Below are 21,977 nucleotides of genomic sequence, written 5' to 3' on the forward strand. Positions count from 1 at the left end.
GAGCAGTACCATGGCTTACAGTGAAAAAGTAATTGATCATTACGAGAACCCACGCAACGTTGGTTCTTTCGATAAAAACGACCCTTCAGTAGTGACCGGTATGGTGGGTGCACCCGCCTGTGGCGACGTGATGAAGTTACAGCTGAAAATCGGTGCAGACGGCATCATCGAAGACGCTAAATTCAAAACCTACGGTTGTGGTAGTGCCATCGCATCAAGCTCACTAGTGACTGAGTGGGTGAAGGGTAAAACCATCGAACAAGCAGCGGCTATCAAGAACACCGATATCGCTGAAGAATTAGCCTTGCCACCGGTGAAAATCCACTGCTCAATCCTAGCAGAAGATGCCATTAAAGCAGCTATTGACGAGTACAAAGCCAAGCAAGCTAAGTAACATCTGGAGTTAAGATGGCGATTACAATGACCCCAGCGGCAACTGAACGCGTCAGATCATTCTTAGCAAATCGAGGCAAGGGCATTGGCCTTCGCCTCGGTCTTAAGACGTCTGGTTGTTCTGGTATGGCTTATGTGCTTGAGTTTGTTGATGTCCTAAACGATGACGATGAAGTCTATGAGATCGACGGTGTAAACATCATCATCGATGCAAAGAGCTTTATCTATCTCCAAGGTATCGAGCTGGATTTTGTTAAAGAGGGCCTGAATGAAGGTTTCCAATTTAACAATCCTAACGCAAAAGGTGAGTGCGGTTGCGGTGAGAGTTTCACCGTCTAATTGCCGAAGTGACGCATGAATTATTTCGAGCTGTTTAAGTTTCCCCCTGCCTTCGATATTGACACCGCAGTGCTTGCAGAACGCTACCGCGAACTGCAACGTGCGGTTCACCCCGATAAATTTGCCAATGACACTGAGCAACAGCGTTTGTTATCGGTTCAGCGTACCGCTCAGGTCAATGACGGATATCAAACCTTAAAGGATCCCATTCGCCGAGCCGAGCATATGCTAGCACTGCGTGGTATCGATTTAAGTCACGAGACTACCACGGTTAAAGACACTGCATTTTTAATGCAGCAGATGGAATGGCGCGAAGCCCTTGAAGATATCCGTCATAGTGACTCTCCTCAAGAGAGCATCGATGAGCTTTATGATTCCTTTGCCGATTTCCGGGCTAAGTTGACCAAACTTCTGACCGCCCAATTAAGCAGTGGCACAAATGAAGATGCCTTGTTAGCGGCAGATCAAGTACGCAAGCTAAAATTTATGGCAAAATTACACGATGAGCTGACGCGTGTCGAAGACGCTCTGTTAGATTAATTTTCCCGTTGCAGTTATTTAGCCAACTCTTTGGCTTGAGTTGGCCCTATCAAGTTGGATAAATATGGCCCTTTTGCAGATTGCTGAGCCCGGACAAAGCGCCGCGCCGCACCAACATAGACTTGCCGTAGGTATCGATTTAGGTACTACTAACTCCCTCGTCGCCGCTGTGCGCAGTGGCGTGACCTCCACTTTGCCCGATGAGCAGGGTGAACATTCATTGCCATCGATTGTGCGTTATACCGCTGACAGCATTGAAGTGGGCAATGTGGCGGCCTTGAGTTCGGCTATCGATCCACAAAATACCATCGTTTCAGTTAAGCGTTTCATGGGCCGCAGCCTTGCTGACGTTCAGTCAGGCGAGCAATCTTTCCCGTATCAGTTTGAAGCCAGTGAAAATGGTTTGCCACTGTTTGTCACCCCGCAGGGGCAAGTCAATCCGGTGCAAGTGTCTGCCGAAATTCTGCGTCCGCTTATTGAACGTGCTGAAAAAACATTAGGTGGCGACTTACAGGGCGTGGTGATTACGGTACCTGCGTATTTTGATGATGCGCAGCGTCAGGGTACTAAGGATGCAGCTGCATTACTTGGTGTTAAAGTGCTGCGCCTCTTAAACGAGCCGACTGCAGCGGCTATTGCCTATGGGTTAGACACTAAGCAAGAGGGGGTGATTGCCATTTACGATTTAGGTGGTGGCACCTTCGATATTTCTATTTTGCGTTTAAACCGCGGAGTCTTTGAAGTGTTAGCCACGGGCGGTGATTCGGCCTTAGGTGGCGATGACTTCGATCATCTATTACAGGCGCATTTGCAGCAAAAATGGCAATTAGCCGATGTGGATGCCCAAACTGCTCGCAAGTTACTGATCGAAGCGCGCCGCGTAAAAGAAGCCTTAACAGATGCGAGTGAAACGCAGGCGCGTATCACACTTGCCGATGGTACAGTGTTGACGCATGCGGTCACAAAGGCCGAGTTTAATGAATTAATCGCGGCACTGGTCAAGAAAACCATTGCCAGCTGTCGCCGTACCCTGCGTGATGCGGGTGTAAGCTCTGATGAAGTCCTCGAAACTGTCATGGTAGGTGGTTCTACTCGTGTGCCGTTAGTGCGTGAACAGGTTGAAGCCTTCTTTGGTAAGGCGCCATTAACCTCAATCGATCCAGACCGTGTGGTTGCAATTGGTGCGGCTATCCAAGCCGATATTTTGGTCGGTAATAAGCCCGAATCTGAATTATTACTGCTCGATGTGATCCCACTTTCCTTAGGGATCGAAACCATGGGCGGTTTGGTTGAGAAGGTTGTTTCTCGCAATACCACGATCCCTGTGGCCCGCGCCCAAGAATTTACCACTTTCAAAGATGGTCAAACGGCGATGGCCTTTCACGTTGTGCAGGGTGAACGTGAATTAGTGGACGATTGCCGCTCGCTTGCACGCTTTACGTTAAAAGGTATTCCGCCTTTAGCGGCAGGTGCTGCGCATATTCGCGTGACCTTCCAAGTGGATGCCGACGGTCTTTTGAGCGTGACCGCGATGGAGAAATCCACTGGCGTGCAATCAAGCATTCAAGTGAAGCCGTCATTTGGTTTATCGGATACCGAAATCGCAACTATGCTGAAGGATTCGATGAAACATGCCAAGGATGATATTACCCGTCGTATGCTTGCTGAGCAGCAAGTTGAAGCGGCGAGGGTACTTGAGTCATTAAATGCGGCACTTACAAAAGATGGCGAGTTACTGACAAGTAATGAGCGTGCGCAAATTGAGGTCCATATGGCCGCGCTTGCACAAACCGCGAGCGGCGATGATGCCGATGCAATTAAAAAGGCGATTGAAGTCCTTGATGAACAAACTCAGGATTTCGCCGCTAAACGTATGGACAATTCTATTCGAGTGGCCTTTAAGGGTCAGTCAATCGACAACATATAGGTGATGTGATGCCCCAGTTAGTCTTTCTTCCCCACGCGGAATTATGTCCAGATGGCGCCGTGTTGGAAGCCAAGGTTGGTGAAACCATTCTCGATGTCGCGCTGCGTAACGGTATCGATATTGAGCATGCCTGTGAAAAATCCTGTGCATGTACCACTTGCCACTGTATCGTGCGCGAAGGTTTTGACGAGTTAGAACCAAGCGATGAACTCGAAGATGACATGCTCGATAAGGCATGGGGTCTTGAGCCTGAGAGCCGTCTGTCGTGCCAGGCTAAAGTAGTGGATTGCGATCTCGTGATTGAGATCCCTAAATACACAGTGAATATGGTAAGCGAAGGCTAATTGATTTACGCTTGCTATATCACCAAAAACCAGTCCTCGTGACTGGTTTTTGATTTCTGGCGCATAGCAAATATCCAAGTGCTATTCGCCGCGATTGATTTATCCCTTATCCGGCGTATTATGCGCTCAAAATGAAAATGGTTGTCGGAGACCAAAATGAGAATCGCGATCCTATCGCAAGGGCCAGAGCTGTATTCAACTAAGCGAATCGTTGAGGCTGCGACATTACGTGGTCACGAAGTACAAGTGATCAACCCGCTAGAATGCTACATGAACATCAATATGCGTCAGTCGAGCATTCATATTGGCGGTGAAGAATTACCGGCATTCGATGCGGTTATACCGCGTATCGGCGCATCGATTACTTTTTATGGCTCAGCGGTGCTACGTCAATTCGAAATGATGGGCGTGTATGCGCTCAATGATTCTGTCGGCATTTCCCGCTCCCGCGATAAACTGCGCTCGATGCAGTTAATGTCTCGCCGCGGTATTGGTTTACCTATTACCGGTTTTGCCAATAAACCGAGCGATATACCCGATTTGATTGATATGGTCGGCGGCGCGCCGCTAGTGATTAAACTGCTTGAGGGCACCCAGGGGATTGGTGTAGTGCTGGCTGAAACCCGCAAAGCGGCCGAAAGCGTGATTGAAGCCTTTATGGGGCTTAAAGCCAACATCATGGTGCAGGAATACATTAAAGAAGCCAATGGTGCGGACATTCGCTGTTTTGTGCTCGGTGATAAGGTGATTGCTGCGATGAAACGCCAAGCAATGCCGGGTGAGTTTCGCTCTAACCTCCACCGCGGCGGTACGGCGAGTTTGGTCAAACTCACGCCAGAGGAGCGCTCAGTTGCCATTCGCGCTGCGAAAACCATGGGTTTAAATGTGGCGGGTGTGGATTTACTGCGCTCAAACCATGGCCCTGTGGTGATGGAAGTCAACTCTTCGCCAGGTCTTGAGGGCATTGAAGGGGCAACCGCTAAGGATGTGGCGGGTGCGATTATCGAGTTCGTCGAGAAAAATGCCGCCAAGGCGAAAAAGGTCATTCAGGCTTAAACTTTCCTAGGACTGATACTTCAGTGACTGAGTTATCATTATTGGCGGTGCCTAAACGCATCGCCAGTAATGGACTAAACTCTATTCATTTGATGCAGTTGATTGTCCTTAAAGGGGATGGTAATGACGCTTAAGTGGATAGATTCCTTAGATATTGCCCTAGAGCTGTTAGAAGAACACTCAGATGTGGATCCCCACAAGCTGCATTTTACCGAACTCTACGAATGGGTGTTGGCGTTGGAGGATTTTGACGATGATCCTAAACACTGTAATGAGCGGATTTTAGAAGCGATTCAGCAATGCTGGATTGAAGAAAAATAAACTGAAACAGTTATCTATCACCTTATCTTTGATGTCAAATTCTGTGATAATCATCACATTTTAACCCGCTTTCTTGGGGATTGATGTTGTTAGTTGATCCTTATCAATTCCCCCATACTCAATTCACGTACCTTGTTATTCAGTCTTTAAGCATTTACGGGCTTAATGTTATTCACAGTATGCAAGGACGTTGCCATGAAACTTTTGTTTGCGCTAATGAGTTGCTTATTACCCTCACTCGTCTGGGCACATTCTGGACACGGCGGTGTGGGATTATTCCATCATTTGTTAGATTTTGCCCCAGCTATGGTTTTAGTGTTACTGGTTGTTTGGGTAGGGATTTGGGCCAAAAACAAAAAATAAACCCAAGACATTCCACCTAGCGGTGTGCTCGCTCAAGGTGGATTAATCAAATTGATTGACCAGTACCGTAAAATACGCGGTACTGGTGATTTTTTGCTAACTAAAACTGCTTATAAATCCAGCCAATGTGTGCAATATCGCAGACTAATTTGCAATAGAGATAGGATTTAGATTTTAAATTTCGTATAATCCGCGCGAATTTTTCAAACTAGCTGACAAAGGAAGCTTGTTATGGCGATCGAACGCACATTTTCTATCATTAAGCCTGATGCAGTTGCTAAAAACCACATCGGTGCAATCTACAACCGTTTTGAAACTGCTGGTCTGAAGATCGTTGCAGCTAAAATGTTACACCTGACTAAAGAACAAGCTGAAGGCTTCTACGCTGAGCACAGCGAGCGTGGTTTCTTTGGTGCATTAGTTGCATTCATGACTTCTGGCCCAATCATGGTTCAAGTATTAGAAGGCGAAAACGCTGTTTTAGCTCACCGCGAAATTTTAGGTGCGACTAACCCAGCTCAAGCTGCTCCTGGTACTATCCGTGCTGATTTCGCTGAAAGCATTGACGAAAACGCTGCTCACGGTTCTGACGCGTTAGAATCAGCTGCTCGCGAAATTGCTTACTTCTTCAGCGCTGAAGAACTGTGCCCACGTACTCGCTAATCCGAGTATGAGGTCATTAAAAGGGAGCCTAAGGGCTCCTTTTTTATTGGCTGCGATTTCAATATTTATGATTAATGAATGAAGCTGAATATCTAACACATTAATTTTATTAAGATTTAACTCAGTTTAAAAAATTTTAAAAACCTTCCTTGAAATCTGATTTCCCCATCCTTATATCTATTTCAGGATCGCTCGATGAGGATCCCAATCGATTCTGTGCCGCTAGGACAGAAGTTAATTTTGGCGACAGACAGGTTTAAATGCCGTATTCAGACAGTCATTTAACACCGTCAAAGAGAAAGTCAGTCTGCCAATTTCCCATATTGCTTAAGACAAGGATATGAATATGCGTAATTTTGACCGTAACTATGATTTAGCCCCACTTTACCGCAGTGCCATTGGTTTTGATCGTTTAGCCCAAATGGCTGAGCGCGCCGCCGCCAATAACGGCAACTCAGGTTATCCTCCCTACAATATTGAGCTCCTCGGCGAGAATCGTTACCGCATCACGATGGCGGTTGCTGGATTTTCGATGGAAGAACTTGAGATCAGCAGTGAAGGTGAAAAACTCTTAGTCAAAGGCGATAAAGCTGAAAATCAATCTGAGCGCCAATATCTGTATCAAGGCATTGCCGAGCGCGGTTTTGAGCGTACCTTCCAGCTCGCCGACTATGTAACTGTACTGGGGGCCAACCTAGAAAATGGCCTTTTGAATATCGATCTAGTGCGTGAAATCCCAGAAGCCTTAAAACCGCGTAAGATTGAAATTACCACATCACGTATCTTAGACAGCCAATCTTAATTACGGGCCAATTGACTTAGCTATATGAATTTGTTTGATAAAAGCTAAGTAGGCAGTGATGGAGAGTTAAGTGAATGAAAAAGGGGAGCTAATTGCTCCCCTTAGTATTTTGAAACTCAAAATAGATCAGGCTCGCATTGCCTTTTCACCGCGGGCAAGGCCCACAACACCCGAGCGGGAAACCTCAATGACTTTGGTCACCTCCCCCATGGAGTTGATAAAGGCATCGAGTTTTTCTGTCGTGCCAACCAGCTGAATGGTATAAAGATTGGCGGTGACATCTACGATTTGGCCACGGAAAATATCCGCAGTACGTTTAATTTCTTCCCGCATTTCACCTTGGGCTTTTACCTTCACGAGCGCTAATTCACGCTCGATATAGGCAGATTCAGTGATGTTTGACACTTTGAGCACATCAATAAGCTTATGAAGCTGCTTTTCAATTTGCTCGAGGATCATTTCATCGGCCACTACGGTAATGTTGAGGCGCGATAGGGTATGATCATCGGTTGGGGCAACAGTTAAACTTTCAATGTTATAACCGCGCTGGGAAAACAGGCCTACGACACGGGAAAGAGCGCCGGATTGGTTTTCCAATAATAGGGATATGATTCGACGCATTAGCATTTCTCCGTTTTGCTTAACCACATTTCGTTCATCGCGCCGCCGCGAATGAGCATAGGATAAACGTGCTCAGTTTCATCCACCATAATGTCGATAAACACCAGTCTATCCTTCATGGCGAGGGCTTCGGCCATCTTAGTTTCAAGCTCTGCGGGATCGCTAATCGTCATGCCGACATGGCCGTAGGCCTCGGCAATTTTGGCAAAATTAGGCACAGAATCCATATAGGAGTGGGAATGGCGACCCGAATAAATCATGTCCTGCCACTGTTTCACCATGCCGAGGAAACGGTTGTTTAAGTTGATGATTTTAACCGGTGTGTCGTATTGCAGCGCGGTCGAAAGCTCTTGAATGTTCATTTGAATGGAGCCATCGCCTGTCACACAGACAACGGTCTCATTCGGCATTGCCATTTTTACGCCCATTGCTGCGGGCAAACCAAAGCCCATGGTGCCAAGGCCGCCCGAGTTAATCCAGCGGCGCGGCTTATCGAAGGGATAATAGAGCGCGGCAAACATTTGGTGTTGACCCACATCGGAGGCTACATAGGCATCGCCATTGGTGAGTTTGTATAAGGTTTCAATCACTTGCTGCGGTTTAATCCGAGTCCCCTCTTTATCGTAGGCTAAACATTGGCGTGCCTTCCAGCCATCGATATCCTGCCACCACTGCGCTAACGCTTCCCCATCATTTTTTTCATTCGACTCTTCGAGTAGGACTAGCATACTGTCGAGCACAGTATCGGCTGAACCTACAATCGGGATATCGACACGCACGGTTTTCGAAATCGATGAAGGGTCGATATCGATATGCAAAATCGTGGCATTAGGACAGTATTTTTCGACGTTATTGGTGGTGCGGTCATCGAAGCGCACACCAATACCGAAAATCAGATCGCAGTTGTGCATGGTCATGTTCGCCTCATAGCGACCGTGCATCCCGAGCATGCCTAAGCTGTTTTTGTGGGTGCCAGGAAAAGCGCCTAAGCCCATTAAGGTGCTGACGACAGGGATATTTAACTTTTCGGCTAAGGTGAGAATTTGCTTTTCACAACCCGAAATAATGGCGCCGCCACCCACATAAAGAACGGGCTTTTTCGCGGCTATTAATGCCTGCAGACCACGGCGAATTTGTCCCTTATGTCCCATGGTCGTTGGATTGTAGGAACGCATCTTAACGGATTCGGGGTAAATGTAATCGTGCAGCAGTGCAGGATTCAGGCAATCCTTAGGTAAATCGACTACCACAGGACCTGGACGACCCGTCGAAGCAATGTAGAAGGCTTTTTTAATGATCTCGGGGATTTGAGTCGGATCTTGGACTAAAAAGCTGTGTTTCACGACCGGGCGTGAGATCCCTATCATGTCGCATTCTTGGAAGGCATCATTACCGATAAGATTGCTCGGTACTTGGCCTGAGAGCACAACCAGTGGGATTGAATCCATATAGGCGGTGGCAATACCTGTGATGGCATTCGTAGCACCTGGGCCCGAGGTCACTAACACCACGCCCACTTTGCCTGTAGCGCGGGCATAGCCATCGGCCATATGCACGGCCGCTTGCTCGTGACGTACCAGAATGTGTTCAATACCGGGGATTAAGTGCAGGGCATCGTAGATATCTAGAACTGAGCCGCCAGGATAACCAAAAATGTGCTTAACACCTTCGTCAATCAGGGAACGCACAATCATGCTGGCGCCGGATAACTTCTCCATGTGTAACTCCTATTGCATAGTACCGTTACGGTAAACAGTATCTCGTTACAGCGACGGTAATCGCTCTAAAAACAAGCCTGAAGGGTAATTCAGGCTCCACTAGCTGACTTAAGTCTTTGCTTAAGCGTTCATCCTTTATGATGCAGCCACTGTTGCAATGAACAGAAAATCATCATATTCAAATTAAAGAACACATATCAAGGGTTTTTTGTAAAAAATAACTAACATGAATGAAATTCATCATTTGGACGGAGTAAATCAGATTGTGTGCTGAAGTGGTGAGATGAATAAAATATGAATTAGGGATTTTTCAATTAATTGCAATTCAAAGATTAAAAACGGCTCGATGGCGCCGTACAAATGAATAAGCGGTTTGATGTGTGCTCCAAACTAGCTAGTGGGTTTCGCCTTGTGGGTCGGACGGTTAAACTGACAAACACCAACTAACAGCACGGCAGTAAGCATTAGCGCCGAAAAGGGCACGGCAGTGCCATTGTAAAAAAGTGCGAGCAGGGGGCCTGCAATAGCGCCGCAGCCAAAACGTAGCGTGCCAATTACCGCAGTGGCAGTGCCCGTTTCCTGTTTAAATTTCATCAACACTATGGCATCGGCGTTGACCGACATGATCCCCAAACTGCCCATCAGTGGAATGAGCATCAACACAGTGAAATGGTAACTCAGGCCTAATAGATTGACAGTTAACAGGCCAAAAGCGGCAATGGCCCCACAAAAAGTCGCCACATGCAACATACGCAGTGAACCGAAACGGCTCACAATGCGAGTATTGATGATATTGGCGAGCATTAGCGCCCCGACGTTGGTACTAAATAGCACTGCAAACATTGATTTATCTAAGGAAAACACTTCCATATAGACAAAGGGTGAGGCGGTAAGGTAACAGAAAAACGCAAAGGAGGTCAGTACACCGCTGGCGATATTAAGTTTAACATTTGGGCGTGTAAACACAGTCCCATAGGCACCAAGAAAGGATTTTTGGCTGCGGCTACTTTTATCTTTATCACTTGGCATTTTTAAAAACAGCAGCACTAGGCAGAGTAGAAGGGCTGCGTAACCTGACTGGATAAAGAAAATCAGATGCCATTCACCGAGCGTTAAGATTAAACTGCCGATACTCGGGGCAAGTAGTGGCGCTAACATCATGATTAGACTGACATAAGACATGCCCTTAGCGGTATTTTCACCGTAGACTTCTTTAATGTAACCCGGCACCACTACGGTTGCCGCGGCACCAATAAAGGCTTGTAGGAATCTTAGGCCTAAAAATACTTCAACTTGCTGGGCAAGCCCGAGCATAAAACTGGCCAAAGTGAAACCCGATAAGCCTATGATCGCCAAAGGTCTGCGACCGATGCGATCGGCAAGTGGTCCAAAGCACATCATACCAAGGGCATAACCGCCCAGATAAATACTCAAGGATTGCTGAATGGTGGTGATGTCGCTATTAAAACTCTTTGCTAGGGTCGACATGGCAGGCAAATACATGTCGATAGCCAAGGGCGTAATTGCCACTATGGCTGCAAGCATTGGAATTAACATAACCAATCGTGGTATTGCACGTGCTTGAGCAGAGCCAGATGATTGCGATTGTGAGTCCACTATTACCTCGGGTGGCAAAATATTGTGTTAGCGCAGGCCGAAAACAGCCAATTGGCTATCTAACGATTTCAAGCTGGATATTGAAGGAGTATAGGGCGAAATCTCAAAGTTGAAGTATGCAATACTCACCCCTCGAAAAAGAATTTAGCCCGCGAATGGTAATCTCCTTACTCGAATTAGCCAAGCCACTTTATGTAACTTTAAATTTACTCATGTTTGATTAACCCTGTAATAGCTTATGGTTAGAGATAAAATGTAAACAGTTATGTAGTTGCCAATGTCATTTTCTTGTCATGTTACTTTCATCGCAGCGTATTAAATCCCCATTAGTTTGTTTGGCTTTACCTCATTCAATCATTGGGACAAAAGATGAAAACAAAACCCCTAGGACTGGCAGCGTTACTCACAACGATAATACTGAGTGGCTGTAGCGATGGAGATGATGGCCAGAATGGTCAAAACGGCGAAAAAGGTGCCGACGGCATTGCTTCGTTAGTCAATGTGACTGCATTGGTTATCGGTGATGAAAATTGCCCCGCAGGGGGGAGTCGCATCGATACGGGATTAGACACTAATCAAAACGGTGTGCTCGATGTAAATGAAATCGATATTACACAGAGCCAATATCTTTGCCAGTTAGTATCCGGTGGGTTGAGTGCTGAACTGATTGGTCGTCATCAAACCCATGTCTACGGCTTAAGTGCGGCTGAGATTGTCGAATTCCATCGTCCATCAAACCGCATTTTTGTTGTCAATGCCGTGAGTGGCAAAGTCGATGTGCTCGATGGCAGTGTTTTGGCGTCAGCCGGCAATGCAAGTGATCCCTTGAGTCTAAATAACCTTGAGAAAGTCGCAGAGCTTGATGTCGCCAAGGATGTGGCGATATCCAATTTGGGCAGTGTTAATAGTGTAAGTGTATCGGGTAATTTACTCGCCGCTGCCATCGAGCGTGGCGATGGTGCGGGAAATAACACTCAACGTAATGGATATGTTGCCTTTTATCAGTTAGATGCTGAGCAGGGCGCCGAGTATATTGGCGCCATTGAGGTGGGTGCATTACCCGATAATCTAGTGTTTAGCCACGATGGTAAGAATCTACTTGTCGCCAATGAAGGGGAGCCTAATCAGGATTACAGCTTAGATCCTGAGGGTAGTGTGGCACTTATCAAGATTGAAGATGGAAAGCCTGCTGCTACGGCGACCATCATCGGCTTTACAGACTTTAATGTTGGAGGGGCGCGTCATAGCGAAATTACCAAAGACATTAAAATCAATGGCCCAATGGCGAGTGTTGCCCAGGACTTAGAGCCTGAATACATCAGCATCAGTCCCGATAATGCCCGCGCCTTTGTGAGCCTGCAGGAAAATAATGCTATCGCAATTATTGATATTGCAAACGGAGCCGTAACAAGCATTTTACCGTTAGGATTTAAAGATTACGGTCTTGATGTGAATAAAATTGATGCCAGCGATAAGGATGATGGCATTAATCTTCGCCGCTATGAAGGTGTGTATGGCATGTATCAGCCAGACACTTTGGCAAGCTTTAGCTGGAACAAGATGGATTTTATTGTGACGGCGAATGAGGGCGATTCCCGCGATTATAAAGGTTTTTCTGAAGAGGCTCGTGCAGGGGATTTAACCTTGGATCCTAACCACCCCCAATACGCTGCAGCGAAGGATAAGACCCAGTTAGCCCGCCTTAAAGTCACTACGAGTATGGGCGATGATGATAAGGATGGCGACTATGACAGAATCGTGGGTTTCGGCGCGCGGTCTTTCTCTATTTGGACCCGCGACGGTCAGCAAGTGTTCGACAGTGGCAGCGATTTTGAACGTATCACGGCAGCACTCTTAGGTGATAATTTCAATAATAACAATGAAGAAAACAAAGGTGACAGTCGCAGCGACGATAAAGGCCCCGAACCAGAGGCCTTAGCGATAGGGCAGATTGGCCAAAAGCGTTATGCCTTCATCGGTTTGGAGCGAACGTCAGGCTTTATGATTTACGACATTACTAACCCATTTGCGGTGCATTTTGTCGATTACGTGGTCAATCGTGATTTTGACGCAGATTTTGTGATTGATACCGATACGGGTGATGTCACTGGCGATGCAACCTTAGCGGGTGATTTAGGGCCTGAAGGAATGAAGTTTGTGAGTGCTGAAAACAGCCCATCGGGTTGGCCGCTGCTGATTATTGGCAATGAAGTGAGCGGCACCACCAGTGTCTACCAACTTAAGCAACATTAATCCTTTGCTTTGGGGACAATACTAAGTGCTAATGGGGGTAATCAATTAGCGCCTCGAAACCGTTAACGCCAGAGCCATGCTCTGGCGTGTTTATTTTTATCATCCAGTCATTGGCAGCTTACGTTTTTATTGTGTTATGGTCTGTTCAAGCCCTCATTGGTGTTGCATTTTGTGAAACATCTTTACAATTTTCAACGATGTCATCGCGGTATAGGATTGGCTTTCGCCCTTAAGCAACTTAATATGGGCGACTTTTTTAGTTGCTGAGCTTTTAGGAACTTACCTAAGCTTCGTTATACTTTATTACCTCAAGCGTGCATGTATAGGCTGCCGTGGAAGTCTTAATAGGGAGGTTACTGCGTGAGGTTACCAAGTCTTGTGTCTTATACGCCGGGTCTGGCGCAGATGCTGCAGTATGAGCGCCAATGGCTTCGCGATGATGTGCGGGCGGGGCTTTCTGTCGCCGCAGTCGCCTTACCTGTCGCGATTGCTTACGCCCAATTAACCGGAGTGAATGCTGCTGTAGGACTTTATTCCTGTGTGCTACCTATGTTGGTGTACGCCTTGTTTGGCACCTCGAGACAATTGATTGTCGGGCCCGATGCTGCTACCTGCGCCGTCATCGCGGCTGTAGTCACGCCACTTGCGGCGGGCGATAGCATGAAACATTGGCAACTGGTCATGACCATGACCGCCATGACGGGCTTTTGGTGTTTAATTGCCAGCCGTTTTCGCCTCGGTGTGCTCGCCGACTTTCTCTCTAAACCGATTTTAATGGGACTCCTTAATGGTGTTGCTATCACTATTATCGTGGGACAGTTTTCAAAAATATTTGGTTTTACCTTTGACGAGCGTTACCTTATCGAGCGTTTGAAAGGGACACCTTCCTACTTGAGTCAGACCCATTGGCCGACATTATTGTTGGGAATGGTAACCCTAGTCACTTATATCGTGGTTAAGCGTTATCGTCCGCAGTGGCCTGCGTCTTTGTGTGCGATGGCCGTGGCGGCCATATTAGTTTGGGTGTTTAATCTGACCAGTTTTGAGATTAGTGTTGTGGGCGAGGTAACCTCTGGATTACCGCCTTTTCAAGCGCCGGCCTTTGATATAGGGATTGCCCGAGAGCTGGTGGTGCCTGCACTTAACTTAGCGATGGTGAGCTTTGTGAGTATGATGCTTACCGCGCGCAGTTTTGCGGCAAAAAATGGCTATGATATCGATGCCGATAAGGAGTTTAGGGCACTCGGGATTGCTAACATTGCCTCGGCCATTTCCCAAGGCTTTGCAGTGAGCGGCGCCGATTCGCGTACAGCGGTCAACGATGCCAATGGTGGTAAGAGTCAGTTAGTCTCGATTATTGCGGCGGTATTAATTGCGCTGGTGGCACTGTTTTTTACCGCGCCACTAAAATACATTCCAAGTGCGGCGCTGGGGGTGGTGTTGGTGATTGCCTCTCTTTCGCTGATTGATTTAAAGGCGCTGTGGAATTTAAGGGTTCGCGACCGTTCAGCTTTCTTTTTGGCCTGTACTACCTTGTTTTCAGTGCTGTTTATTGGTGTTATCCCAGGCATTACTCTGGCAGTTCTTTTAGGTTTATTCCAATTTTTAGCGACCGTGATGCGGCCGACGGATCAGGTATTAGGGCTGGATCATAAAGGGGTGATTCGTAGCGTCGATGATTCGGGTAAAGCGAAATCTGTGCCAGGCGTCTTTATGTATCGTTTTAATTCGCCCTTAACTTACTTTAACGCCACTTATTTTAAACGTCGTTTATTGGAGAAGTTTATCCGCGAAACTGAGCCTGTCGATTGCATTATCATCGATGCGGTGCCTTGTTTCACCCATTTAGATTTGAGTGTAATGGCCATGCTGGCGGATCTCCATCAAGTGCTGAAAAAGCGCGGGGTTCGTTTGGTGTTGGCGGGGCGTAAACGGCAGATGCTCGGTTGGTTTGAGCAGGCGGGTATGCATGCAGGCGAGGGCGGCATTTTAATTCGTCCAGACATGTACCTCGCGCTCAAGATGAATCAAAGCTATAAACAAGCCCTTGCCGAAGGGCAGGCACCTGTGATTAAAAAGGATCCGGACGATCTGGTTTTACTCCACAGCCATTTATAGTGGTGAAATGGGAATAAAAAAGCGCGATTGAATCGCGCTTTTTTAAGTGATTATCGATTTTGATTTATAAATAAGCTTTAGCCTAACGGCTTAGTCCTGCGGCAGTTTGTCTAAGGGGATCAGCCCTTGGTACCCATAATAGCCTATGGGGCCTAATAACAAGCTGAGGAAACACCAAACACATTTTTGCTTACTGCGAAGTTTGGCATCAGTTTTAAAAACTTTGTGCGCAAATAAGCAATGCAAAATAATTAAGCCAGTTAACATGGCGATGATTTCAATGTCCGTATTGTTCAAGTATCTAATCCTAGAGACTATTTATTCGAATGGTTTTAGCCCGATAGGGCCTTTGAGTTAAGTCCCACACTCAACTCAATCACTTAAGTGTATAGCTTAAGTGGTGTAACTTTACTCGATTTATATACCGATTGCTATTGGGTAAATAAAATAATCTGTTAGCTTTTAAGATGTTAGTTAGTTTTGGATAGTGTTTTTACTCTAAATATATTGCCACTTGTCCCTGTTCCCACACGGGGTATTTTTCCATTGCCCTGTGAAAGACTGTGCTTTGGATAAGAAGTGTTAACCACTGAATCAGCCGAGGAAAGTGAAGGTGTAAATCCCGCTTGCTATCCACGGCAGTAAACTGCCGAATAAAAGGGACAATAGCGTAATCGGCAAGACTTAAACTGTCTCGGACAAGAAACTGATGCCGATTAAGTTCAGTTTCTAGCCTCGCTAAAAACTCAGCAGCCCTAATGAAGTAATCCTCCTGAGTGAATTCGGGATGCCTATCAGCGTATTTGTACTTATCAAGCCAAGGTTTAAATTGTTGATCATTAAGGGTGATAAGCTCATCGATGAGCGTTTTCTCCGATTGGCTTTGTCCGAGAAGTGGATGTATGGTTTGGCTGTAGGAGCCTTGCCTTAAGGCCCAATACATAATTTCTAAGCTTTCACTGATCACCTGACCATTGCTTTGTACTAATACAGGCACCGTTCCCCTAGGATTTGCCGCTAACATTTCACTGGGTTTCGCTTTTAGGATGATTTCCCGAATTTCGACCTTAGCTTCGCCCAGTAATAATCCAAGGCGAGCACGCATGGCATAGGGGCAACGGCGAAAGGTATAAAGTATCGGTAAAGGCATAGCTACGCTTCTCAACAACTTGGGGATTTAGATGACAATCACTGATTTTTTGGCATAGCTTAACCTAGTTTGACCTTCAATTAGCGACAATTTTAGCGAATCCTTGGTCAATTTCATGTGAGTTAATTAATTTCTAGTGTTTATTCTGATGTGACTCAGGTAAAATTCGGCGCGATTTTTGCGATCCAGATAAGGTTTTGGATCATCGATAGCTAATGCACTGGAAATTAAGTTCCAGCCAGCAGTTGAGGATGTTATGTCAAACGTAGTTGTATGTGCTTTATATAAATTTGTTTCTTTACCGCACTTTGAGTCATTACGCGAACCATTATTAACTATGATGGAAGAGGCGGAGATTAAGGGCACTTTACTGTTAGCGAGCGAAGGGATTAACGGGACTGTTGCAGGGTCTCAAGTGGCAATCGATGCGTTGCTCGCGTGGCTTAACAACCAAAATGGCCTCGAAAACATCGTTTATAAATTATCTTTCGATGATGAAATGCCGTTCTATCGTACTAAGGTTAAGCTTAAAAAAGAAATCGTGACCATGGGCGTTGAAGGTATCGACCCACTCAAAGTGGTTGGCACCTACGTTAAACCCCAAGATTGGAACGCACTGATCTCCGATCCTGAAGTCATCCTCGTTGATACCCGTAACGACTACGAAGTGCAAATCGGCACATTCAAAAACGCCATAAACCCTGTGACTGAAACCTTCAGAGAATTTCCTGAATACGTGAAGCAGAATCTTGATCCTGCCAAACACAAAAAAGTGGCGATGTTCTGTACTGGTGGTATTCGCTGCGAGAAATCAACAGCTTACTTAAAAGAGCAAGGTTTTGAAGAGGTGTATCACTTAGAAGGCGGTATTTTAAAATACCTCGAAGAAGTGAAACAGGAAGAAAGTCTCTGGGAAGGTGAGTGTTTCGTATTCGATAACCGCGTTGCGGTTGACCACAGCCTGAAAAAAGGCCAATACGACCAATGTAACGCTTGTCGTATGCCGATTACCGAAGAAGAGAAACTGTCTCCTGCCTATGTGCAAGGCGTAAGCTGCCCACACTGTATTGAAAAAATCAGCGACGAGCAGCGTAAGCGCTTTATTGAACGTGAGCGTCAGGTGAACCTCGCAAAATCACGTAACGAAGCCCATATCGGCAGCGACGTTAACCAAGTGATTGAAGCCCGTCGCCAGAAAAAAGAAGAACTCCGTAAGCAATCCGCTCAAAAGAATAAGGCGAATCAAGTGAAGGCCTAAGCGGCAATCATTTCGTTGATTTGATGTTAAAGGCTCGGAGATCCTGGGCCTTTTTTATGGGCGATTGTTATTTGAATTAAATTGAATCTTCTAGTGTGTTAGTGCTAACGTGCTGAAAAATATATTTTTACCATTTTGAGTTTTTAGCTTAGGCAATCATCTATCGTGTTGTGTCCAGGATTTAAAAATACTTCTAGGAAAACAGTGATGATAATACGTATCAACCCTTTAAGCTCCTTGTTGCCAATTACACTCATTATGTTAAGCCTTACCTTGTCTTCAACTGTGACAGCGAATGAGGTTAAACTCAGCGAATTAACCAGTGAAATTACGGCCATGGATACCAAGTTATTCGCCGCCTTTAATCATTGCGATATTGAGACCATGGGGCAGATTTTTGGTAAAGGGTTAGAGTTTTACCACGACCAAGGGGGACTGACCAATTACAGCCAGACCATGGCGGCGACTAAACAGAATTGCGATCGCAAACTGGGATTAACCAGGACCTTAGTGCCTGGTAGCTTAAGTGTGTTCCCCGTGCCGAACTTTGGGGCCATTCAGGAGGGGCGTCATCAATTTTGCCATTTTGAGAATGGCAAGAATGACTGTGGCACTTTTAAGTTTGTCCATGTGTGGAAAAAGCTTAGCGAGAAATGGGAGTTAGTGAGAGTTGTGAGTTACGATCACTAAGCCTATTTGAGAAAGCCAAAAGGCGCACTAAGCGCCTTTTTAGTTGTGCAATAATACCGCAGTTGTTACTTCTTTATCTCAGCGTCTGAATCACTATCAGTAGGCGGTGTTTTGTCGGGAGCACTAGTTGCTTGCTCTGCTTCAGGTTCTTCAGTTCCTGACGTTTTGCCTTTAAGTGATGTATCGTGTCCCTTATCTTGACCAAACTGGGGCATCTTGAATTTGGAGCTGTACTTCAGCACGGCAAGGTTACTGACAACCACACCGACCACCAAAATGATAATGATCCATGCTTCGAAATTGGACATGCCTTACTCCTACTTCAATATTTACAGTAATGCTTAACCAGTCACTCATATTCAATGACGGGTAAGAGTAGCCTTAGCGTGTAGTTTGCAGCGCTAAATATTCCTCACACTTACGGATATCGTCGGGTACGTCCACTTCAACTGCGCTTGGCTCGGTAATGGCGATCTTAATCTTGTAACCGTGCTCAAGTGCGCGCAGTTGCTCCAGTTTTTCAAGATCTTCGAGGCGACCGAGGGGCAACTTAGCAAAGGCATTCACAAAACGACGAGTATAAGCATAAATACCTAAGTGTTTGTAAACTGGGTAGTCATTGGTGTCGCGGCCGAAAGGAATGCGCGCACGTGAGAAATACAGGGCGTAGTCGTTGTTGTCGAACACCATCTTCACGTTCATTGGATTGTCGCGCTCTTCTTGAGCCTCAAGCTCAAAACCTAAGGTTGCCATCTCGAACTCACCCGGTTGATTAGCAAACAGTTCAATCAGTTGTTCAATTGCGCGGGGGTTAACTAAGGGTTGGTCGCCTTGCACGTTAATGATAAGGTCGGTTTCAGCTAGGCCTAATATCTCACTGGCTTCGTTGATGCGATCGGTACCTGAGGCGGCGTTTGAGTCTGTCATTACGACTTTACCGCCAAAGCCTTCAACTGTGGTTTTAATGCGTTCATCATCGGTGGCGATATAGATGTTAGTCACGCCTTGGGCAAGTGATGCGCGTTCAAACACGTGCTGGATCATCGGCTTGCCATTGATGAGTGCCAGTGGCTTGCCTGGAAAACGGCTTGAACCGAAACGCGCGGGAATTAATACAGTCACATTCATTTAATTATCCTACCTTTATCGACCCATAGGGTTAGCACAACGTTGAGCCGCATAAGATTATCGGGCACCGTTCGTAAATGCTTGGATTATAACTGTGTCGCATTGTGCAAGCGATGCTTAAATGGGGTAAATGCAAAAGAAAAACCTGCCAGAGGCAGGTTTTATCGAAGGATGCTGCGGGGATGATAGGGATTAACCTTTAGTCGCTAAACCCTGTTCACGGTCGATAGTCACATCCAGATCGGTTAATAAACCATTGTCGATGCCGTAAATCCAACCGTGAATTGCCAGATCCTGACCACGGGCCCAAGCTTCTTGCACGATAGTGGTGTTAACTACGTTTGCCACCTGCTCGATAACGTTCAGTTCACACAGGCGATCAAAACGTTCGGCTTCATCTAGTTTGAGTAAGTCTTGCTGATGCATACGATACACATCGCGAATATGACCTAACCAGTTGTCAATTAACCCTAGGCGTTGATTGCCCATAGAGGCACGTACACCGCCACAACCGTAGTGACCTACTACCATAACGTGCTTCACTTTTAGCACTTCGACCGCATATTGCAGTACGGATAAGCAGTTAAGATCGGTGTGGATCACCATGTTGGCGATATTACGGTGAACAAAGACTTCACCCGGCATTAAATCGATGATTTGGTTAGAAGGCACACGGCTGTCGGAGCAACCAATCCACAGATACTCAGGGTTCTGTTGTTTGGCCAATTGCTCGAAGAAATCAGGGTGCTCTTGGCTAATGCGTCCAGCCCAGCGGCGGTTATTATCGAATAAGGGTTTGAGAAGTTTCATTTTAACCTATTGTTTTATCGTAATATTAAAATGTGGTATTGCCCTATGAAATGTAAGCAGCACGTTTCGCCAATGAGTATACCAGTAAATTATCTTTCTCTGGTCTATCCAATCTATCAAGTTGACAAAACATAATCTAAAAAACAGCACTGATCTTTTATGTGGATTATTGGTGGATGCCAGTGTTCCCTAATAGTGTAAGTGTCTAATTTTATTGAATCTAAAAAGCTCTAGTTCAGGCGGGCTAAAAAATCACTGATTTTAGCGCTAACGAAGTCTGACTGTTCTAGATTCGAGATATGACCAGCATTGGGGATATGTACAAATTCACTGCCATCGATGGCATCGTGCATTAGGTAGCTTTCCAGTACCGTGCGGGATTTATCCTCGATACCCACCATGATTAAACAGGGTAGGGTGAATTGCTCGGCAAAATCCATCGTGTCACGACGGCTAAACATTAGTCTGCCAAGGTCGATTAGGGGGCCTAACTGCTCTGCTTTTAATGACGCGAGATATTGCTCAAACTGTTCAACGATTTGTGCTGAGTCAATCGATGCATTATCGGCAAAAAACAACGGTGAAATTTGCTGAATAAGCGGGGTACTGATGTTACCTTCGGCTTGGATTTTATCTAGCATAGCCAAGTATTTAGTGCGGGTAATTTCGGGCTCATATCCAATAAAGCTGTCTAACATGACGATGGATTTGACTCGATCAGGGGCTTTAAGCACTAACTCGGCGCCCCACATAGCCCCCACAGATAAACCAATCAGGTTAAATTCGGCTACGCCTAAGCTGTCCATCAGCTGAAGCATGTGCTCGGCAATATCGAGTAGGCTTTTGGTATTTTCCGGCATGCTGTCGGATGCGCCGTGCCCCCAGAGATCGGGCACAATACAGCGATAATGTTGACTCAACATTTCGATCTGGGGCGCCCACATGAGGCTGTCCCAAAGGAAACAGTGGCCAAATAGCAAAACTGGACCCGAACCGATATCAAGATAACTTAACTGTTTATTGTCGATGTTAACTTGTTGACGATATATAGAAAAATCCATAACACCTACTTTAAATGATTGATTGTGACGGTTTAGCATCTTCAACATTGTGATGAGGTTGCCATTGAAAATGGTTAAGGCTGTGCTACCCGTCTTACGTATTCATTGACTAATTCTGTTAATCGAGCCAGCACGGCATCTTTTAATCGCATGTCACTATTTGCGATAATTTGAGCGAGTGCTTGGGTATCGAATTGAGCTAATAAGCCCTGTGAGTGTGGAAAATAACTGATATGCCATGGCTCAGGGCTCACACCACTTAGGTTAGGCTGAAATGGGAAATAAAACCCAAAGTCTTTGGCATGGGTTTTGAGCCAGATATGCAGTTTAGCGCAGGGGCCAGATCCTGTGTATTCGGCCTCGACTAAACCCAGCGAAGAAACTTCAATTTGGTTAGCATCGAATACATCGAGATCCGTTCCCCAGTGGTGCCGAGAGGCGCCGGGCAGGGCCGACCATAATAGTATGGTGTCGACGAGTTCAGTGTCGCTCAGACCTAAAATATCTACAGGTAACTCTTTTTTATCGAGAACGACTCGTTTACCCGAGGCCTTAGCATTCCAAATCGCCAATTGCCTATCGAAACTGCGATAGGCAGAGCAAATGCCCAGTTTTATACCATCCTCTAACGCCCTTGCCGCCATTGCATTAAACGCATTGGCTGTTTGTGCTTCGAGGAAAAAACGCGTGTGGTCAGCGTTGTTAGCGGTGCCGTGATACGGGCTGATATAGTCGACTAAGCCTTCGGACGCGAGCCCGTAGAGCTGGGGATTATTAATATTCAGCAACTCAGCCGTTTCATCGC

The 21,977-nt window shown here is 46.1% G+C and carries 23 protein-coding genes; 14 read left to right on the forward strand and 9 right to left on the reverse strand.

Features of this window, described 5'->3' with window-relative positions; all coding sequences use genetic code 11:
• Positions 1–10: 10 nt before the first annotated feature.
• The 10 genes from iscU (at position 11) to K0H61_RS08165 (ending at position 6,748) form a co-directional block, all read left to right on the forward strand.
• A complete protein-coding gene (gene iscU, locus K0H61_RS08120) occupies positions 11–394 on the forward strand; it encodes a Fe-S cluster assembly scaffold IscU (protein ID WP_220052179.1) in 384 nt (127 codons plus the stop codon).
• Positions 395–408: 14 nt separating this feature from the next.
• On the forward strand, positions 409–732 hold the full coding sequence (gene iscA, locus K0H61_RS08125; protein WP_220052180.1) for an iron-sulfur cluster assembly protein IscA: 324 nt from the start codon (positions 409–411) through the stop codon (positions 730–732).
• A 15-nt stretch (positions 733–747) separates the two neighbouring features.
• A complete protein-coding gene (hscB, locus tag K0H61_RS08130) occupies positions 748–1,272 on the forward strand; it encodes a co-chaperone HscB (RefSeq protein WP_220052181.1) in 525 nt (174 codons plus the stop codon).
• A gap of 64 nt (positions 1,273–1,336) precedes the next feature.
• Positions 1,337–3,199 carry a Fe-S protein assembly chaperone HscA gene (gene hscA / locus K0H61_RS08135; protein WP_220052182.1) on the forward strand — a complete coding sequence of 621 codons (1,863 nt, stop codon included), beginning with the start codon at positions 1,337–1,339 and terminating at the stop codon, positions 3,197–3,199.
• Positions 3,200–3,207: 8 nt separating this feature from the next.
• Positions 3,208–3,543, forward strand: coding sequence for an ISC system 2Fe-2S type ferredoxin (gene fdx, locus K0H61_RS08140; RefSeq protein ID WP_220052183.1), 336 nt, complete (start codon positions 3,208–3,210; stop codon positions 3,541–3,543).
• A gap of 156 nt (positions 3,544–3,699) precedes the next feature.
• A complete protein-coding gene (rimK, locus tag K0H61_RS08145) occupies positions 3,700–4,599 on the forward strand; it encodes a 30S ribosomal protein S6--L-glutamate ligase (protein ID WP_220052184.1) in 900 nt (299 codons plus the stop codon).
• A 123-nt stretch (positions 4,600–4,722) separates the two neighbouring features.
• Positions 4,723–4,920 carry a Fe-S cluster assembly protein IscX gene (gene iscX / locus K0H61_RS08150; protein ID WP_220052185.1) on the forward strand — a complete coding sequence of 66 codons (198 nt, stop codon included), beginning with the start codon at positions 4,723–4,725 and terminating at the stop codon, positions 4,918–4,920.
• A 195-nt stretch (positions 4,921–5,115) separates the two neighbouring features.
• Positions 5,116–5,283 (forward strand): hypothetical protein, encoded by a 168-nt coding sequence (locus K0H61_RS08155; protein WP_220052186.1) that lies wholly within the window; start codon positions 5,116–5,118, stop codon positions 5,281–5,283.
• 231 nt (positions 5,284–5,514) lie between these two features.
• Positions 5,515–5,946 (forward strand): nucleoside-diphosphate kinase, encoded by a 432-nt coding sequence (gene ndk, locus K0H61_RS08160; RefSeq protein ID WP_011717218.1) that lies wholly within the window; start codon positions 5,515–5,517, stop codon positions 5,944–5,946.
• Positions 5,947–6,292: 346 nt separating this feature from the next.
• A complete protein-coding gene (locus K0H61_RS08165) occupies positions 6,293–6,748 on the forward strand; it encodes an Hsp20 family protein (RefSeq protein ID WP_220052187.1) in 456 nt (151 codons plus the stop codon).
• A gap of 126 nt (positions 6,749–6,874) precedes the next feature.
• Here the strand turns inward: K0H61_RS08165 and ilvN are convergent, their stop codons facing one another.
• The 3 genes from ilvN to K0H61_RS08180 all read right to left on the reverse strand — a co-directional run bounded on the left by ilvN (position 6,875) and on the right by K0H61_RS08180 (position 10,704).
• Positions 6,875–7,369: an acetolactate synthase small subunit gene (gene ilvN / locus K0H61_RS08170; RefSeq protein ID WP_220052188.1), complete on the reverse strand. Its 495-nt coding sequence runs from the start codon at positions 7,367–7,369 to the stop codon at positions 6,875–6,877.
• Entirely contained in the window at positions 7,369–9,087 is a 1,719-nt protein-coding gene (locus K0H61_RS08175) for an acetolactate synthase 3 large subunit (protein ID WP_220052189.1), read from the reverse strand. The genes ilvN and K0H61_RS08175 overlap by 1 nt, the downstream gene beginning before the upstream one ends.
• A gap of 390 nt (positions 9,088–9,477) precedes the next feature.
• Positions 9,478–10,704 (reverse strand): multidrug effflux MFS transporter, encoded by a 1,227-nt coding sequence (locus tag K0H61_RS08180; protein ID WP_434086607.1) that lies wholly within the window; start codon positions 10,702–10,704, stop codon positions 9,478–9,480.
• Between the two features lie 369 nt (positions 10,705–11,073).
• Here K0H61_RS08180 and K0H61_RS08185 point away from each other — a divergent pair, with 369 nt between their 5' ends.
• Together K0H61_RS08185 and K0H61_RS08190 are read left to right on the forward strand one after the other, a co-directional pair.
• Complete coding sequence (locus tag K0H61_RS08185; protein WP_220052190.1) at positions 11,074–12,957, forward strand: choice-of-anchor I family protein; 1,884 nt, start codon at positions 11,074–11,076, stop codon at positions 12,955–12,957.
• A gap of 360 nt (positions 12,958–13,317) precedes the next feature.
• Positions 13,318–15,075, forward strand: coding sequence for a SulP family inorganic anion transporter (locus tag K0H61_RS08190; RefSeq protein ID WP_220052191.1), 1,758 nt, complete (start codon positions 13,318–13,320; stop codon positions 15,073–15,075).
• A 493-nt stretch (positions 15,076–15,568) separates the two neighbouring features.
• Here K0H61_RS08190 and K0H61_RS08195 read toward each other — a convergent pair whose 3' ends face one another.
• Positions 15,569–16,225, reverse strand: coding sequence for a glutathione S-transferase (locus K0H61_RS08195; protein ID WP_220052192.1), 657 nt, complete (start codon positions 16,223–16,225; stop codon positions 15,569–15,571).
• A 256-nt stretch (positions 16,226–16,481) separates the two neighbouring features.
• On the opposite strand from K0H61_RS08195, the gene trhO reads away from it, so the two are divergent.
• Together trhO and K0H61_RS08205 are read left to right on the forward strand one after the other, a co-directional pair.
• Positions 16,482–17,483: an oxygen-dependent tRNA uridine(34) hydroxylase TrhO gene (gene trhO, locus K0H61_RS08200; RefSeq protein ID WP_220052193.1), complete on the forward strand. Its 1,002-nt coding sequence runs from the start codon at positions 16,482–16,484 to the stop codon at positions 17,481–17,483.
• A 207-nt stretch (positions 17,484–17,690) separates the two neighbouring features.
• Positions 17,691–18,173, forward strand: coding sequence for a nuclear transport factor 2 family protein (locus tag K0H61_RS08205; RefSeq protein WP_220052194.1), 483 nt, complete (start codon positions 17,691–17,693; stop codon positions 18,171–18,173).
• A 65-nt stretch (positions 18,174–18,238) separates the two neighbouring features.
• Here the strand turns inward: K0H61_RS08205 and K0H61_RS08210 are convergent, their stop codons facing one another.
• From K0H61_RS08210 to K0H61_RS08230, 5 genes are all read right to left on the reverse strand, one after another.
• The gene (locus tag K0H61_RS08210; protein ID WP_220052195.1) at positions 18,239–18,481 is read right to left on the reverse strand and encodes a DUF2897 family protein; all 243 of its coding nucleotides are present in this window, start codon (positions 18,479–18,481) and stop codon (positions 18,239–18,241) included.
• 73 nt (positions 18,482–18,554) lie between these two features.
• A complete protein-coding gene (gene kdsB, locus K0H61_RS08215) occupies positions 18,555–19,301 on the reverse strand; it encodes a 3-deoxy-manno-octulosonate cytidylyltransferase (protein ID WP_220052196.1) in 747 nt (248 codons plus the stop codon).
• A gap of 192 nt (positions 19,302–19,493) precedes the next feature.
• On the reverse strand, positions 19,494–20,111 hold the full coding sequence (can, locus tag K0H61_RS08220; protein WP_220052197.1) for a carbonate dehydratase: 618 nt from the start codon (positions 20,109–20,111) through the stop codon (positions 19,494–19,496).
• A gap of 230 nt (positions 20,112–20,341) precedes the next feature.
• Complete coding sequence (locus K0H61_RS08225) at positions 20,342–21,211, reverse strand: alpha/beta fold hydrolase (RefSeq protein WP_220052580.1); 870 nt, start codon at positions 21,209–21,211, stop codon at positions 20,342–20,344.
• A gap of 35 nt (positions 21,212–21,246) precedes the next feature.
• Entirely contained in the window at positions 21,247–21,957 is a 711-nt protein-coding gene (locus tag K0H61_RS08230) for a M15 family metallopeptidase (RefSeq protein ID WP_220052581.1), read from the reverse strand.
• Positions 21,958–21,977 lie beyond the last annotated feature (20 nt).

Source organism: Shewanella acanthi (assembly GCF_019457475.1).
Taxonomy (GTDB): Bacteria; Pseudomonadota; Gammaproteobacteria; order Enterobacterales; family Shewanellaceae; genus Shewanella; species Shewanella acanthi.

Bases quoted from the DNA above. Each gene is read 5' to 3' on its own strand.
- iscU (WP_220052179.1), top strand. From the start codon at position 11: ATGGCTTACAGTGAAAAAGTAATTGATCATTACGAGAACCCACGCAAC.
- iscA (WP_220052180.1), top strand. From the start codon at position 409: ATGGCGATTACAATGACCCCAGCGGCAACTGAACGCGTCAGATCATTC.
- hscB (WP_220052181.1), top strand. From the start codon at position 748: ATGAATTATTTCGAGCTGTTTAAGTTTCCCCCTGCCTTCGATATTGAC.
- hscA (WP_220052182.1), top strand. From the start codon at position 1,337: ATGGCCCTTTTGCAGATTGCTGAGCCCGGACAAAGCGCCGCGCCGCAC.
- fdx (WP_220052183.1), top strand. From the start codon at position 3,208: ATGCCCCAGTTAGTCTTTCTTCCCCACGCGGAATTATGTCCAGATGGC.
- rimK (WP_220052184.1), top strand. From the start codon at position 3,700: ATGAGAATCGCGATCCTATCGCAAGGGCCAGAGCTGTATTCAACTAAG.
- iscX (WP_220052185.1), top strand. From the start codon at position 4,723: ATGACGCTTAAGTGGATAGATTCCTTAGATATTGCCCTAGAGCTGTTA.
- K0H61_RS08155 (WP_220052186.1), top strand. From the start codon at position 5,116: ATGAAACTTTTGTTTGCGCTAATGAGTTGCTTATTACCCTCACTCGTC.
- ndk (WP_011717218.1), top strand. From the start codon at position 5,515: ATGGCGATCGAACGCACATTTTCTATCATTAAGCCTGATGCAGTTGCT.
- K0H61_RS08165 (WP_220052187.1), top strand. From the start codon at position 6,293: ATGCGTAATTTTGACCGTAACTATGATTTAGCCCCACTTTACCGCAGT.
- ilvN (WP_220052188.1), bottom strand. From the start codon at position 7,369: ATGCGTCGAATCATATCCCTATTATTGGAAAACCAATCCGGCGCTCTT.
- K0H61_RS08175 (WP_220052189.1), bottom strand. From the start codon at position 9,087: ATGGAGAAGTTATCCGGCGCCAGCATGATTGTGCGTTCCCTGATTGAC.
- K0H61_RS08185 (WP_220052190.1), top strand. From the start codon at position 11,074: ATGAAAACAAAACCCCTAGGACTGGCAGCGTTACTCACAACGATAATA.
- K0H61_RS08195 (WP_220052192.1), bottom strand. From the start codon at position 16,225: ATGCCTTTACCGATACTTTATACCTTTCGCCGTTGCCCCTATGCCATG.
- trhO (WP_220052193.1), top strand. From the start codon at position 16,482: ATGTCAAACGTAGTTGTATGTGCTTTATATAAATTTGTTTCTTTACCG.
- K0H61_RS08205 (WP_220052194.1), top strand. From the start codon at position 17,691: ATGATAATACGTATCAACCCTTTAAGCTCCTTGTTGCCAATTACACTC.
- K0H61_RS08210 (WP_220052195.1), bottom strand. From the start codon at position 18,481: ATGTCCAATTTCGAAGCATGGATCATTATCATTTTGGTGGTCGGTGTG.
- kdsB (WP_220052196.1), bottom strand. From the start codon at position 19,301: ATGAATGTGACTGTATTAATTCCCGCGCGTTTCGGTTCAAGCCGTTTT.
- can (WP_220052197.1), bottom strand. From the start codon at position 20,111: ATGAAACTTCTCAAACCCTTATTCGATAATAACCGCCGCTGGGCTGGA.
- K0H61_RS08225 (WP_220052580.1), bottom strand. From the start codon at position 21,211: ATGCTAAACCGTCACAATCAATCATTTAAAGTAGGTGTTATGGATTTT.